Source organism: Mesorhizobium sp. B2-9-1 (assembly GCF_006439455.1).
Lineage (GTDB): Bacteria > Pseudomonadota > Alphaproteobacteria > Rhizobiales > Rhizobiaceae > Mesorhizobium.
On the sequence record NZ_VFTP01000001.1, the window covers coordinates 237,836 to 251,723 of the forward strand.

The 13,888-nt window shown below is 63.8% G+C and carries 13 protein-coding genes; 6 read left to right on the forward strand and 7 right to left on the reverse strand.

Features of this window, described 5'->3' with window-relative positions:
• The first annotated feature begins 202 nt into the window (after positions 1-202).
• The 3 genes from FJW05_RS01145 (at position 203) to FJW05_RS01160 (ending at position 5,091) form a co-directional block, all read left to right on the forward strand.
• Positions 203-1,363 (forward strand): MFS transporter, encoded by a 1,161-nt coding sequence (locus tag FJW05_RS01145; RefSeq protein ID WP_140628152.1) that lies wholly within the window; start codon positions 203-205, stop codon positions 1,361-1,363.
• A gap of 73 nt (positions 1,364-1,436) precedes the next feature.
• Positions 1,437-3,506, forward strand: a complete 2,070-nt coding sequence (locus tag FJW05_RS01150; protein WP_140627118.1) for a prolyl oligopeptidase family protein — start codon at positions 1,437-1,439, stop codon at positions 3,504-3,506.
• A gap of 205 nt (positions 3,507-3,711) precedes the next feature.
• The gene (locus FJW05_RS01160) at positions 3,712-5,091 is read left to right on the forward strand and encodes an aspartate aminotransferase family protein (RefSeq protein WP_140627120.1); all 1,380 of its coding nucleotides are present in this window, start codon (positions 3,712-3,714) and stop codon (positions 5,089-5,091) included.
• 469 nt (positions 5,092-5,560) lie between these two features.
• Here the strand turns inward: FJW05_RS01160 and mmsB are convergent, their stop codons facing one another.
• The 3 genes from mmsB to FJW05_RS01180 form a co-directional block, all read right to left on the reverse strand.
• A complete protein-coding gene (gene mmsB / locus FJW05_RS01170) occupies positions 5,561-6,445 on the reverse strand; it encodes a 3-hydroxyisobutyrate dehydrogenase (protein WP_140627124.1) in 885 nt (294 codons plus the stop codon).
• Positions 6,446-6,519: 74 nt separating this feature from the next.
• Positions 6,520-6,888, reverse strand: coding sequence for a four helix bundle protein (locus tag FJW05_RS01175; protein ID WP_140627125.1), 369 nt, complete (start codon positions 6,886-6,888; stop codon positions 6,520-6,522).
• Between the two features lie 20 nt (positions 6,889-6,908).
• Positions 6,909-8,078, reverse strand: a complete 1,170-nt coding sequence (locus FJW05_RS01180; RefSeq protein ID WP_140627127.1) for an isobutyryl-CoA dehydrogenase — start codon at positions 8,076-8,078, stop codon at positions 6,909-6,911.
• Between the two features lie 138 nt (positions 8,079-8,216).
• Between FJW05_RS01180 and FJW05_RS01185 the strand changes: the two genes are divergently transcribed.
• Complete coding sequence (locus FJW05_RS01185; RefSeq protein WP_140627129.1) at positions 8,217-8,822, forward strand: dimethylsulfonioproprionate lyase family protein; 606 nt, start codon at positions 8,217-8,219, stop codon at positions 8,820-8,822.
• Positions 8,822-10,297 carry a cobyric acid synthase gene (locus FJW05_RS01190; RefSeq protein ID WP_140627131.1) on the forward strand — a complete coding sequence of 492 codons (1,476 nt, stop codon included), beginning with the start codon at positions 8,822-8,824 and terminating at the stop codon, positions 10,295-10,297. The genes FJW05_RS01185 and FJW05_RS01190 overlap by 1 nt, the downstream gene beginning before the upstream one ends.
• Positions 10,298-10,756: 459 nt before the next feature.
• Here FJW05_RS01190 and FJW05_RS01195 read toward each other — a convergent pair whose 3' ends face one another.
• The 4 genes from FJW05_RS01195 to FJW05_RS01210 form a co-directional block, all read right to left on the reverse strand.
• A complete protein-coding gene (locus FJW05_RS01195; RefSeq protein WP_140627132.1) occupies positions 10,757-11,176 on the reverse strand; it encodes a VOC family protein in 420 nt (139 codons plus the stop codon).
• Positions 11,177-11,260: 84 nt separating this feature from the next.
• A complete protein-coding gene (locus FJW05_RS01200) occupies positions 11,261-12,094 on the reverse strand; it encodes an AraC family transcriptional regulator (protein ID WP_140543627.1) in 834 nt (277 codons plus the stop codon).
• Positions 12,095-12,178: 84 nt separating this feature from the next.
• The gene (locus FJW05_RS01205) at positions 12,179-12,349 is read right to left on the reverse strand and encodes a hypothetical protein (protein WP_112127440.1); all 171 of its coding nucleotides are present in this window, start codon (positions 12,347-12,349) and stop codon (positions 12,179-12,181) included.
• Between the two features lie 53 nt (positions 12,350-12,402).
• Complete coding sequence (locus FJW05_RS01210; protein WP_140627134.1) at positions 12,403-13,188, reverse strand: TSUP family transporter; 786 nt, start codon at positions 13,186-13,188, stop codon at positions 12,403-12,405.
• 223 nt (positions 13,189-13,411) lie between these two features.
• Between FJW05_RS01210 and FJW05_RS01215 the strand changes: the two genes are divergently transcribed.
• A complete protein-coding gene (locus tag FJW05_RS01215; RefSeq protein ID WP_140627136.1) occupies positions 13,412-13,843 on the forward strand; it encodes a TerB family tellurite resistance protein in 432 nt (143 codons plus the stop codon).
• Positions 13,844-13,888: the final 45 nt, after the last annotated feature.

The window sequence follows — 13,888 nt, forward strand, 5'->3', positions numbered from 1 at the left end:
GGGGCCGGCCGCAGGCGATCGGCCGCTCGGCTGCCTGCCGTTATCGTCGGGCCCGATGCGTTGCTGGGTGCCGTTACCTTGTGCTGTTCCTTGCAGCGCCAGCGCTCCTGACAGGGACTGGCTGGAACATGCGCTTTCGCCGCCGTTGGCCCTTACGGCTGTCGCCGGTAGCGGCTAAGGCTCCGAGATTGGAGCAGCAATGATGGCGCTGGCGGGCTCGGAAAGCGACGAGACGGTGCAGTGGGCCGCGATCACCGGCGTGATCGCGACGGTTTCCGTCTTCGCCATCGCGCAAGGGCTTTCCTATCCGCTGCTCAGCTTTATCCTGCAGCGCCAAGGCGTTTCGCCGGCGATGATCGGACTGTCGGCGGCGATGACGCCGGTCGGCTTCATCCTGTCCTCGCCGCTGATCCCGGGATTGGCGCGCCGGTTCGGGGCAGGGCGGACCGCGCTGACCTGCGCGGCGCTCTCGGCGCTGGTGCTGGCGCTGATCGGCTGGACGCAAAATGTCTATCTGTGGTTCCCGCTGCGCTTCCTGATCGGCGTAGTGACCAACCCGCTCTATGTCCTGAGCGAAATCTGGGTGATCGCTCTGGCGCCGCCGACGCGGCGCGGTCGCGTCATGGGTATCTATTCAACCATCATCTCGGCGGGCTTCGCGGCCGGGCCGCTCTGCCTGCTCGCCGTCGGCACCGAAGGCTGGCCGCCTTTCCTTGTCGGCATTCTTGCCTTCCTCTTCTGCGGCGGCTGCCTGGCCGTGGTGGTGAAGCGGCTGCCGAAAGTCGACGAGGCCGAAAACAAGGTTTCGGTGCTGGGCTTCATACCAATGGCCTGGCTGCTTCTGTCGGCGGTGATCGTCGCGGCCGGGTTCGAGCAGGCGATATTGGCGCTGCTGCCAGTCTATGGGACCCATCACGGCATTCCCGAGGCACGCATGTCGGCGCTGCTTTCCGTGATGATCGCCGGCAACATCGCCATGCAGGTGCCGCTCGGCCTGCTCGCCGAAAGGTTGACGGCGCGCCTGGTGCGGTTCGGCTGCGTGGCGGTGACCGTCCTTGGATGCGTGGCTTTGCCGGCGCTGATCGAGACGCCGCTGATCTGGGCTTGCGTCTTTATCTGGGGCGCCGTTTCCTACGGCATCTACACGATGTCGATCGTCGAGCTCGGCGAACGCTTCACCGGGTCGGCGCTGGTTGCCGGCAATGTCGCCTTCTCGCTGATGTGGGGTTTTGGCGGCATCGTCGTGCCGCCGCTCACCGGCGGCGTCATGGATGTCATCGGCGCCGCCGGCCTGCCGGTCACGCTGGGCGCCATTTGCGCCGCGCTGGCGGCGGCGACGATCGCGCGCCGGCGGGTTTTGTAATCGGTCCCGAAATGGCTCTTGAATATCGAGGCAGCGAACGCGATGTAGGCGGGGCCGCCGGATGGAGACCTGCATGACCAGCACGATGACCAAAACCCAGCTCGAATTGACCGCCGACGATCCCTACCTCTGGCTTGAGGACCGCAACGGCAAGGAAGCGCTGGACTGGGTTCATCGCCAGAATGCGCTGACGGTCGCCGAACTGCAGGGCGATCCTTCTTATCAGGCCGCGTTCGAGACCGCGCTCGACCTGATGACCGCCGAGGACAACATGCCGGTCGGGGCAGCACTTGCCGGCTACGTCTATAATTTCTGGCAGGACAAGACCAATGCGCTGGGTCTCTGGCGGCGCACAACGGTCGCGTCCTATAAGACCGACAAGCCCGATTGGGAGACGATCATCGACTTCGATCAGCTTTCCGCGAAGGAAGGCGTGAAGTGGGTGTTCGGCGGGGCGAGCCGGCTCTATCCCGATTTCAACCGCTGCCTGCTCTACATGTCGCCCGATGGCGGCGATGCCAGCGAGATGCGCGAATTCGATATCGTGACGAGGTCTTTTGTCGATGGCGGTTTTTCCGCGCGTGCTTCCAAGTCGGGCTTTTCCTGGCTGGACGAAGATACGGTGATCGTCTCCGCCGCTTTCGAGGAAGACGACAAGACGCAGTCCGGCTATCCGCGCGTGATCAAGCTGTGGCGGCGCGGCACCAAGCTTGAGGACGCCACGCCGATCCTCGAAGGCGAAAAGCAACATCTCGCGGTCGGCGGCGGCGTCGAATATGACGGCGACAAGCGGCACGTGCTGCTCGGCAAGACGCTCGACTTCTTCACCTCGCACAGTTTCCTGCGGCTGGCTTCGGGCGAGAACCGGCGCATTCCGCTGCCCGACGACGCCACCGACACGGCGATCTTCAAGGGCCAACTGATCTTCGGCGTGCGCAGCCCCTGGACGGCGCCGGACGGCACGCGCTGCCTGCCCGACGGGCTCTATTCGGTCGATTTCGATCGCTGGATCGAGAGCGGTGCCTTCGGTCCGTTCCAGACCGTGCTCGAGCCGGCGCACCGCGTTTCGATCGCCGGCCTCGCCAGGACGCAGGACCGGCTGTTCATCAACCTGATGGACAATGTGCGCGGCAAGGTCATCGCCTGCGACCGCGCCGCCGAAGGCTGGTCGCTGAAGCGGATCGCGCTGCCCGACAACGGCAATGTCGGCATCAGCCATGTCGAGCATTTCGGCTCGAGCGTCTCCTTCTCTTTCACCGATTTCCTGACGCCGAGCTCGATCATCTGGTCGGACGACAATGGCGAGACGCTTCAAACGGTGAAGTCGCAGCCGGCCCGCTTCGACGCCTCGCCTTATATCTCGGAGCAGTTCGAGGCGCGCTCGAAGGACGGCACGATGATCCCGTATTTCGTGGTGCGGCGGCGCGACCAGAAAGGGCCGGTGCCGACGCTGCTCTACGGCTATGGCGGCTTTGAAGTGCCGCTGCTGCCCGGCTATGCCGGCATTCGCGGCAAGCTCTGGCTGGACAGGGGCAACGCCTATGTCCAGGCCAACATCCGCGGCGGCGGCGAGTTTGGTCCGGCCTGGCACCAGGCGGCGCTGAAGGGCAAGCGCCAGAACGCTTTCGACGATTTCGCGGCGGTGGCCGAGGACGTGGTCCGGCGCGGCATCACCACGGCGGCGCAGCTCGGCATCCAGGGCGGCTCCAATGGCGGCCTGCTCACCGGCACGTCGCTGACGCAGCGGCCGGAGCTGTTCGGCGCGGTCATCATCGACGTGCCGCTGCTCGATATGTTGCGCTACACCGAACTGCCCCCCGGCGCCTCGTGGATCGCCGAATATGGCGACCCGTCGAAGCCCGAAGAGGCGGCCTGGCTCGGCGCCTATTCGCCCTACCAGCATGTCGCGGCCAATGTCGCCTATCCGCCCGTGCTGTTGATGACGTCCACCGCCGATGATCGCGTCCATCCCGGACATGCGCGCAAGATGGCGGCACGGCTGCAGGAGGCAGGTCACGGCAGGACGCTGTTTTTCGAGGAGACCGAAGGCGGCCATGGCGGGCGCGGCGACCGCCGGCCGCAGGCGGCGCAGACGGCGATGCGCTACATATTCCTGCAGCGGGCGCTAACCGGAACAGCTTGAATTCTAGGCCTCAGGCGGCATAAGCTGCCGCCATGATCCGCTTCAGCACTTCTGGCGCCTTCGGGGTCGCGGTGACGCCGTCACCGCGCACGCTGCGCGCCGAGCTGTTGCGGCTGTGCGCCCGCATCGGCTATTCGCCGCCCCGCTTCCTCTGACGAATCCGCCCCGGCCGCGCCGGATTGATTCAAGAGGAAAGATCAAATCCATGACCTATCAGAATTATTCGCTGAAGCAGCTTCAGCAGATCGATGCCGCGCATCACCTGCATCCCTTCACCGACCATAAGGAGCTGCGCGAGACGGGCTCGCGCATCATCACCCATGCCAACGGCCCGTTCATCTACGATGCCGACGGCACCGAAATCCTCGACGGCATGGCGGGCCTGTGGTGCGTCAATGTCGGCTATGGCCGCGACGAGCTGGCCGAGGCTGCCTACGCGCAGATGAAGGAGCTGCCTTACTACAACTCCTTCTTCAAATGTTCGACGCCGACGCCGGTGCTGTTGTCGAAGAAGCTGGCGGAGCTGGCGCCGACGCATGTCAGCCAGGTTTTCTACGGTTCGTCCGGGTCGGAGGCCAACGACACGGCGCTCAGGCTCGTGCGCCACTTTTGGGCGCTTGAAGGCAAGCCCGAGAAGAATCGCGTCATCTCGCGCAAGTCGGCCTATCACGGCTCGACGGTCGCCGGCACGTCGCTCGGCGGCATGGAGCCGATGCACAAGCAGCTCGGCGGCGCGGTGCCCAACATCGTCCATGTGATGATGCCCTATGCCTATGAGCTCGCGTTGCCCGGCGAAAGCGACCATGATTTCGGCATCCGCGCGGCCAAGGCGGTCGAGGACGCGATCCTCGAGGCCGGCGCCGACAAGGTCGCCGCCTTTATCGGCGAGCCGGTGATGGGTGCCGGCGGGGTGAAGATCCCGCCGATGAGCTACTGGCCGGAAGTGGAGCGCATCTGCCGCAAATACGACGTGCTGTTGATGCTGGACGAGGTGATCACCGGCTATGGCCGCACCGGCGAGTGGTTCGCGGCGCAGACTTTCGGCATCGAGCCCGACACCATCACCACCGCCAAGGCGCTGACCTCGGGCTACCAGCCGCTGTCGGCGCTGCTGGTCGGCGACCGCATCGCCAAGACGCTGGTCGAGAAAGGCGGCGAGTTCTACCACGGCTACACCTATTCCGGTCATCCCGTGGCTTGCGCGGTGGCGCTGAAGAACCTTGAGATCATCGAGAAGGAAGGCCTGGTCGAGCGCGTCAAGAACGACACCGGTCCCTATTTCGCGCAGGCGCTGCAGGAGCGGATCGCCGGGCATCGGCTGGTCGGCGAGGTGCGCTCGATCGGCCTGATGGGCGCGATCGAGATCGTCAAGGACAAGGCGACCAAGGAACGCTATTTGCCGTCGGGAAGTGCGGCGGTCGTCGTGCGCGACCACGCGATCGCGCAGGGCATGATGCTGCGGGCCACCGGCGACACGATGATCCTGTCGCCGCCGCTGATCTGGACGCGCGACACGATCGACATGGCTTGCGAGCGCATCGCCAAGGCGCTCGATCTCGCGGATGCCGATTTGCGGAAGCGCTGACGAGGCGAAACGCAGCCAGTCGTTCTATGGCGGAGCAAGGAGCGAAGCGACGCGCGCAGACCATAGAATCCATTCCGTGACCTCCGCCGAGGGGTGCAGCGGAGCAGAACTCTGCGCCGTTGCAGCGCTTCGAAGTCACGGCATGGATTCCAGGGTCTTCGCGACGGAGCTTCGCTCCTGCTGCGCCCTGGAATGACGAAGTTGGCGACGTTCTAAAACGCAAAAACCGCGTCCCTGCGGGAACGCGGCTTTGCCAGATACACATGGCATTTCGCTACGAGAATACTTGCGAAATTTACGGGCTCCGGTACGCGAGACCTGATCCGGAGCGCCGGGCAGACGCGATGTCCGCCTCGCAGTCCGTTTTAAAGGCACATCGTTACCGGTGCGTTAGCGAGACCTTAAGCAAATCTAAATTTGCCGGCTTCGCACCGGCAAATCGTGGAAAGAATCTTTGAAAATCAGTGGCTTATGCCGGATTTCCGCGCAAGAAATTAATAATGCCGGAAAAATCGGCGCCGGCGTGGCCTTGCGCGTTGAACAAGGCGTAGAGCTGTGTGGCTTCGGCGCCGAGCGGGGTCACGGCGCCCGCGTTCTGCGCGGCTTCCTGCGACAATTTCAGGTCCTTCAGCATCAGGGCCGCGGCAAAGCCGGGCTTGTAGTCGCGGTTGGCCGGCGAGGCTGGAACAGGCCCGGGCACCGGGCAATAGGTGGTGAGCGACCAGCATTGGCCCGACGAGGTCGAGGCGACGTCATACAGCGCCTGGTGCGAAAGGCCCAGCTTTTCGGCCAGCACGAAGGCTTCGGCTACGCCAATCATCGAGATGCCGAGAATCATGTTGTTGCAGATCTTGGCGGCCTGTCCGGCGCCGTCGCCGCCGCAATGAACGACGCGCCCGGCCATCGGCTTCAGGATCGGCTCGGCGGCGGCAAACGCCTGATCTGAGCCACCGGCCATGAAGGTGAGGGTGCCGGCCGTGGCGCCGCCGGTGCCGCCGGAAACGGGTGCGTCGATCGACGGGTGACCATGCTTCGCGGCAATGGCATGCGCCTTGCGAGCCGATTCGACATCGATGGTCGAGGAATCGATGAACAGCCCGCCTTTCTTCGCCTTGGGCGCGATGTCCTCATAAACCGACAGCACATGCTTGCCGGCCGGCAGCATGGTGATGACGACGTCGGCGTCCTTCACCGCGGCGACGGCATTCGCCATGACGGTGACGCCGTGTTCTTTCGCGACAGTGAGGTTCTCTGGAATGAGATCGAAGCCGAGCACGGTGTGTCCCGCCTTCACGAGGTTGGCGGCCATCGGATTACCCATGTTGCCGAGACCAATGAAGGCGATCGTTGTCATAATGGTGCTCCCTGGATCAGGCAGTAGGCAGTAGGCAGTAGGCAGTAGGCAGTAGGCAGTAGGCAGTAGGGTGTCTACTCAGGTGCGAGCTTGATAATAAGCTGGCGAAGCATTTTTCCGATCGCTTCTGTAGCTGACAGCATATGGTGAACCTCATCACGAGTGGCCAGGCCGATGCGTTCAGCGACCTGGAGGTGTGTCTCGAGTTCCTTTAGGGAGCCTTGGGCTATCCTGAGAAACTGCTGGTAAGAGCCGGTGTTATCTCGGCCGTAACCTTCCGCAATGTTTGCGGGGATAGACGTGGCTGAGCGGCGAATTTGGCTGGTCAGCCCATACAATTCTTCTTTTGGCCATGCCTTGGTCAAGGAGTAGGTAGCCACAGCCAAATCCATCGCCTGCTGCCAAACGATCAAATCCTTGTACGAGTTGATCTTGCCGGTCATCTTTCCCTACTGCCTACTGCCTACTGCCTACCAATCAACGCCCGCGCGATGATGACGCGCATGATCTCGTTGGTGCCTTCGAGGATCTGGTGGACGCGCAGGTCGCGGACCAGCTTCTCGATGCCGTAATCGTGCAGATAGCCGTAGCCGCCGTGCAATTGCAGCGCCTGGTTGGCGATGTCGAAGCCGATATCGGTGACGAAGCGCTTGGCCATCGCGGACCATTTGCCGGCATCCGGCGCCTTGCGGTCGAGCTTCGAGGCGGCGGCGTAGAGAAAGATGCGGGCCGCCTGCAGCTCCGTCTCCATGTCGGCCAGCCTGAATTGCAGCGCTTGGAATTGGTTGATCTTGGAGCCGAAGGCCTTGCGCTCGGAAGTGTAAGTGAGCGCCTTGTCGAGCGCCGACTGCGCGCCGCCGAGCGAACATGCGGCGATGTTGAGCCGCCCGCCATCGAGCCCGGCCATGGCGATGCCGAAGCCGGCGCCTTCCGCGGCGAGCAGGTTGTCGGCCGGCACCTTGCAATCCTCGAAGATGACTTGGCGGGTCGACTGCATGTGCCAGCCCATCTTGTGCTCGTTGGCGCCGAAGGACAGGCCCGGCGCATCCTTGGGCACGGCGAAGGTCGAGATGCCTTTCGGGCCATCGCTGCCGGTGCGCGCCATCACGACATAAAGGTCACTGTCGCCGGCGCCGGAGATGAACTGCTTGGCGCCGTTCAAGACATAGTCGCCGCCGCTCTTTACCGCGCGCGTCTTCAGCGCGGCCGCATCCGAGCCTGAGCCGGGCTCGGTCAGGCAATAGCTCGCGAGCCATTCCATCGAGATCAGTTTCGGCAGGAAGCGCCGGCGCTGCTCGTCTGAGCCGAAGCGGTCGATCATCGAGGCCGCCATGTTGTGGATGGAAATGAAGGAAGAGAAGGCCGGATCGGCATGGGCAAGCGCCTCGAAGATCAGCACGGCATCGAGCCGCCCAAGCGCCGAGCCGCCGACATCGTCGCGCACATAGATGCCGCCGAGGCCGAGCGGCCCGGTCTCGCGGATCACATCGGCGGGGAAGTGCTTTGCCTTGTCCCAATCGAGCGCGTTGGGCGCGACGCGGTCCGCCGCGAAAGCCTGGGCCATCTCCTGGATGGCGCGCTGTTCCTCGTTGAGTTCGAATTGGCCAGTGCCCGCATCGACTGCCGCGTCCATGGCGTGCTCCCTGTCGTTTCAGGCCTTCTGGCCTGTCGTTTTTGGCTTTGCGCGCCGTTCAATCTAGACCAATGATGCCGCCGCGCAACCGGGCCGTTGAGAACCGGCTGTGCATGGAATGACGAACGGAGCTCTTGCGTGCCAACAATTTTCGATGAGTTGCTGGAGCGATTGCAAGCCTATCTCGCCGGCGTCGACAACGATCTGGTGACGGATGAAGTCGCGCGCATCGGCTGGGACATGCCTGCACGTTCTCTCGAGCCGCGTGCGCTTGGCTGCCTTAGCCATCTCGATCGCATCGCCGAGTTGGCTCCGGCCGATGCCAGGCCATTGACGCGATTTGTTGCCGACCATCGGGACGAGTTGCGTTGGGGGCAGACCTATACCGAGGCCGATTTCGGGCCGAGCTTCATCGACAATTACGGCTGGCTGGAAGTGTTCGGCACACGCGGGCATTTCGTCAATGACAAGGTCGCGGCTGGCCTGCTGATCCTCGGGCCTGACATCGTCTATCCCGACCACCATCATATCGCCGAGGAGATCTACATCCCGCTGACCGGCGGCACGGAATGGCGGATGGGCGAGGGGAACTTTCATACGCGCGACGCCGGCGAGGTCATTCACCACGCCTCCAATGTCAGCCATGCCATGCGCACGGGCAAGGAACCGCTGATGGCGCTCTATCTCTGGCGCGGCGGACCGCTGGCGCAGAAATCGACCATTGGTTCAGGAGGCAGAGGCTGATGGCCAAGGCGATCATGCTGCAGGGCACCGGCTCGGATGTCGGCAAGACCGTGCTGGTGGCGGGGCTTTGCCGTGCTGCAAAGAATCGCGGGCTGAAGGTGCGGCCGTTCAAGCCGCAGAACATGTCGAACAACGCCGCCGTCGCCGATATTCCGGGCGACGACAAAGCCGGCGAAGGCGAGATCGGCCGCGGGCAATGGCTGCAGGCGCTGGCCTGCGGGGTGAGGCCGACCGTCCATATGAACCCGGTGCTGCTCAAGCCGCAGAGCGATATCGGCTCGCAAGTGGTGGTGCAGGGCAAAGTCTATGGCGAGGCGCGGGCGCGCGACTACCAGGCGATGAAAGCCGGGCTGATGGACGCGGTGCTCGATTCATGGGCCAAAGTCGGCGAGGGGGCCGACCTGGTCATCGTCGAGGGCGCGGGCTCGCCCGCCGAGATCAATCTCCGCAGCCGCGACATCGCCAATATGGGCTTTGCCACGCGCGCCAATGTGCCGGTGATCCTGGTCGGCGACATCGACCGCGGCGGCGTGATTGCGTCGGTGGCCGGCACGCACCTGATCCTGCCGGAGGAAGACCGGCGCATGATCGCCGGCTATCTCATCAACAAGTTCCGCGGCGATGTCTCGTTGTTCGACGACGGGATCAGCGCGATCGAAAAATTCACCGGTTGGCGTTGCTTCGGCGTCGTGCCGTGGCTGAAGGCGGCCGGGCGGCTGCCGTCCGAGGATTCGGTGGTGCTCGAACGCCTCGCTTCGGGCGAGAAACGGGCGCTGAAGGTTGCGGTGCCGATGCTGGCGCGCATCGCCAATTTCGACGATCTCGATCCGCTGAAAGCCGAGCCGCAGGTCGAGGTGGTGTTCGTGCCGCCGGGCAAGAGGCTGCCGGAAGATGCCGGGCTGGTGGTCATCCCCGGCTCCAAATCGACGATCGGCGATCTCCTGAAATTCCGCGAGAACGGCTGGGATCGCGATCTCCTCGCCCATCGCAAGCGCGGCGGTCATGTCGTCGGCATCTGCGGCGGCTACCAGATGCTCGGCCGCATGGTGCGCGATCCCGACGGCATCGAAGGCAGCGTCACCGAAGCCGAGGGCCTTGGCCTGCTCGACATCGAAACGGTGATGGAACCTGAGAAGACTGTGCGCAATTCAAGCGCGCATTCGGTGCAGTTCGGCCTGCCGCTCGAAGGCTACGAAATCCATCTCGGCCGCACCACCGGCCCGGACGCGGCGCGGCCATCGACAATCCTCAACGGCGTTGAGGACGGCGCGGTCTCCGCCGACGGCAAGGTCATCGGCACCTATCTGCACGGACTGTTTTCCGCCGACGCTTTTCGCGCCGCCTACCTGGAGAGCCTTGGCGTCAGGGGAGGCGGCATCGACTATCGCGCGGATGTCGAGAAGGCGCTGGACGAGGTCGCGGCCGAGCTGGAGAGACACCTCGACTGCGACGCGATTTTTGGTCTGGCGCGATAGGCCTCTCACCAACACGAGTCATTTGGTCGTCATTCTATGGCGGAGCAAGGAGCGACGCGCGCAGACCATAGAATCCATTCCGTGAGGCTAAGGCATTGCAACGGTGCAGAATTCTGCTCCGCCGCGCCCTTCGATCAAGGTCACGGAATGGATCCTCGGGTCTACGCGTCCGCTACGCTCCCGCTCCGCCCGTGGATGACGAAGTTCAGGCGCTTTCGCCAACCTCGGAGCCGCCCTGTCGCGTCGTCATTCTATGGCGGAGCAAGGAGCGAAGCGACGCGCGCAGACCATAGAATCCATTCCGTGACGTCAAAACGTTGCGAGGGTGCAGAATTCTGCGCCGCTGCGCTCTTCGATCAAGGTCACGGAATGGATCCTCGGGTCTGCGCGTCCGCTACGCTCCCGCTCCGCCCGTGGATGACGAAGTCCTTCGCCACCTGGAGCGCGGCGATAACAGAGCTACGCCTTCTCTCCCGCCTTCGGCCAGTAAGTACCGAAGGACCAGACATTGCCTTCCGGGTCGAGGCAGATGAACTCGCGGCTGCCATAGTCGCGGTCGACCAGTTCCTGGATGATTTTCGCGCCGGCCTTCTCGGCACGCGCATAGGCGGCGTCGGCGTCATCGACGGCGATGTAGATCGACTTGCCGCCGCCACCGCCGGGCGCGCCGACCATCTTGCCGTAATCGTCGTCGCGTGCCGTACCCAGCATGATCATCGAGGACCCGAAAGTGAGCTCGGCATGGTGGACGATGTCGCCCTCGCCATAGCGGGCGCGAAGTTCGAAGCCGAAGGCCTCGCTGAGCCAGTCGATCATCTTGGCGGCGTTCCTGTAGCGCAGGGCCGGATAGAGACGGGGTGCTTCGTTTGCTGTCGGCATGACAATATCCCTCGGTCGGTTGATGAATGCCAGTCTGCGCAAAGGCGGTCTCGGCGTCTTGAAGAAATGTTACCTCGCTCAGGCCTACATCGACGTTGCGAGACCGGTCGGCGTTTCGCCGGCCAACTGACGGAACTCGCGCACCAGATGCGCCTGGTCGGCGTAGCCGCAATCGGCGGCGATGTCGGCCCAGTCATGGTCCTGCCGTTTCGACTGGGACAGCGCGCGGTTGAAGCGCACGATGCGTGACAATGTCTTCGGGCCGATGCCGATCGCGTCGGTGAATCTCGCCGCCAGATGCTTGCGGCTCCAGCCGATCTCGCCGGCGAGCGTCGAAATGCGGGTGCGGCCGCCCGACGCAATGACCGCCCTGTAGGCCCAGGCGATTTCCGGTGAAAGCGCATTCGCCTCGACAAGGCGGCTGGTAATGAATCCCTCGGCAATGTCGAAGCGCGCGTTCCAATGCGATGCCTCGCCAAGCCGGTCGCGCAATGCGATGCCGTCAAAGCCCAGCGCATCGTCCAACCCGACCATGCGATCGCGCAACTCGCTCATCGGCAGGCCGAAGAACTGCCTGGCGCCAAGCGGGGTGAAATTGACCTGGACGCAGCAGGCGCCGCCAAAGGATTCGATCATGACCGGCCCGGCATAGAGGCCGGCGGCGAAGCTGGCGTAGCGGTCATTGTCGCCCGGGCTGTGGCCGAGCCCAATGGCAAAGGCTTCGGCGAAGCTGATCACCAGCGGCACGGTCAGCGAAGCATATTCGACGATGCGGAAATGGCCGGGACAGGTCTCGCGATAGCCGCAGATATCGGTGACGATGCCCGCAAGCGAGGCGGCGGGCTTGCGCCGCACCATCTCGAAATGGAGGGCGGGAGAGCGATTATCCTGGCGATGGCGCTCTGGCTCGTCGGACATGATCCGAACCTAGCAGAACACCCCCTCGAAAATCAAAAGCGCCCGGCAGGGCCGGGCGCTCCGAGTTGCCTGAGAATGCTGTGCTCAGGCGCCGCGCATCAAACAGCCGGCGGCGAGCACGATGTAGGCGATAAGCATGATCCAAACGGACGCAAGCGGAATAAATGCAAGAACGCCAAGCGCGGCAAGAAGGCCGATGATGGCGATAACCAACGAAATGATGAACACGATCTGGGTGGGCGCACTGAGATTCATGTCTGGTCCCTCCAACATGATTCGCAACACCAGAACTCTACCAGCAGGAGGCCTCACACACCAACCAGTTGGCGCAAAGGATTGGCGGGATCGGCCAAGAGCTTGATCGCGAGCGCCACGCACACGGTCACCAGCAGCGGCTTGATCAGCTTCGCGCCAATCCGGATGGCCAGGCTTGCGCCGACACGGGCGCCGATGAACTGCGCCACGCCCATCATCAAGCCGATCTTCCAATCGATGACGCCGACGGCGGCGAAAACGACGAAGCCGCCGATGTTGGAGGCGAAATTGAGCAGCTTGGTGTGCGCCGTCGCTTTGAGCACGCCGTAGCCAGCGAGCGTGACGAAGGCGAGCATGTAGAAGGAGCCGGCGCCGGGACCGAAGAGCCCGTCGTAGAAGCCGATCAGCGGCGGGACGCTCAGTCCGAACAGGAAGGGCGACAGCCGCTCGGCGCGGTCGACGTCGTCCATGTTCGGCTTCAGCGCGAAATAGAGCGCGATGGCGATCAGCAGCACCGGCAGCAGGGCGCGCATGAAATCGCCGGGCACGACGGTCGCCAAAAGCGCCCCGACCGCGCCGCCGGCAAGCGCCAGCGCGGCGGACGGCAGCTGGCGGCGCAGGTCGACCTGACCCTTGGCGGCGTAATGGATAGTGGCCGAGCCGGACCCGAACATGCCCTGCAATTTGTTAGTGCCAAGTGCTGCCACCGGCGAAAAGCCGGCGAGCAGCAGCGCCGGGATGGTGATCAGCCCGCCGCCGCCGGCGATCGAATCGACAAAGCCTGCCGCGAAAGCGGCGGCGACGAGAATAAGGACAGTCTGCAGGGTAAGGTCGATCATCGGGGAGGGGCGCCTGGAAGGAAGCCGCAGCTTCCATCATGCTCGCCCCGTTTGCGCAAGAGCGATTCCACGCCACAGCGGTTCGCCGTCACGCGCCGAACCGCTCTGTTCTTGTTTTGACCTAAATTCCGGTCGGAAGGCTACGGCGAAGTCGCCGAGCCTAAACGCTCACACTTTTCCTGGAATTGCTCTAACAATCCAATCGGAACAGCAAGGGAGCTTGGTGGCGATGGCGCTGCTTGACCAGATACGTTCGATCTTCGACGGTGACCCGGGTGTGCGCAAGGTGGCGGACGACCCTGTGCTGTCGGCGGAATTGCTGATGCTGTTCCGCATGATCCTGGCCGACGGCTCGGTCTCGGAGAGCGAGATGGTCGTCTTCCGGCATATCTGCAAGGAAGCCTTCGGCATTCCGGAGGCCAGCATCGACAGCGTCGTCGAATATCTCAACGATTATGGCTACGAGACCAACGGCTCGCAGGCGATCGCGCTGTTCCGCGACCTCGATGTCGAGCGCCGGAAGCTGCTTGCGCGCCACATGGCCGAGATCGCCAAGGCCGATGCCAGGCTGGCGGAGAGCGAGGTGAAGCTTCTGCGCCGCACGCTCGACCTGCTCGACATCAGCCCCGTCGATTTGGTGAAGCCGGAGCGCTGAAGCAATTCCAGGGCAAGGGGAAGCGGTTAGCCTCGCCGACTTCGC

What these genes read in the sequence shown, in the direction of transcription:
- FJW05_RS01160 (WP_140627120.1), top strand. Translation starts at nt 3,712, where the DNA reads ATGACCTATCAGAATTATTCGCTGAAGCAGCTTCAGCAGATCGATGCC.
- FJW05_RS01145 (WP_140628152.1), top strand. Translation starts at nt 203, where the DNA reads ATGGCGCTGGCGGGCTCGGAAAGCGACGAGACGGTGCAGTGGGCCGCG.
- FJW05_RS01150 (WP_140627118.1), top strand. Translation starts at nt 1,437, where the DNA reads ATGACCAGCACGATGACCAAAACCCAGCTCGAATTGACCGCCGACGAT.
- FJW05_RS01190 (WP_140627131.1), top strand. Translation starts at nt 8,822, where the DNA reads ATGGCCAAGGCGATCATGCTGCAGGGCACCGGCTCGGATGTCGGCAAG.
- FJW05_RS01180 (WP_140627127.1), bottom strand. Translation starts at nt 8,078, where the DNA reads ATGGACGCGGCAGTCGATGCGGGCACTGGCCAATTCGAACTCAACGAG.
- FJW05_RS01205 (WP_112127440.1), bottom strand. Translation starts at nt 12,349, where the DNA reads ATGAATCTCAGTGCGCCCACCCAGATCGTGTTCATCATTTCGTTGGTT.
- FJW05_RS01210 (WP_140627134.1), bottom strand. Translation starts at nt 13,188, where the DNA reads ATGATCGACCTTACCCTGCAGACTGTCCTTATTCTCGTCGCCGCCGCT.
- FJW05_RS01175 (WP_140627125.1), bottom strand. Translation starts at nt 6,888, where the DNA reads ATGACCGGCAAGATCAACTCGTACAAGGATTTGATCGTTTGGCAGCAG.
- FJW05_RS01195 (WP_140627132.1), bottom strand. Translation starts at nt 11,176, where the DNA reads ATGCCGACAGCAAACGAAGCACCCCGTCTCTATCCGGCCCTGCGCTAC.
- mmsB (WP_140627124.1), bottom strand. Translation starts at nt 6,445, where the DNA reads ATGACAACGATCGCCTTCATTGGTCTCGGCAACATGGGTAATCCGATG.
- FJW05_RS01200 (WP_140543627.1), bottom strand. Translation starts at nt 12,094, where the DNA reads ATGTCCGACGAGCCAGAGCGCCATCGCCAGGATAATCGCTCTCCCGCC.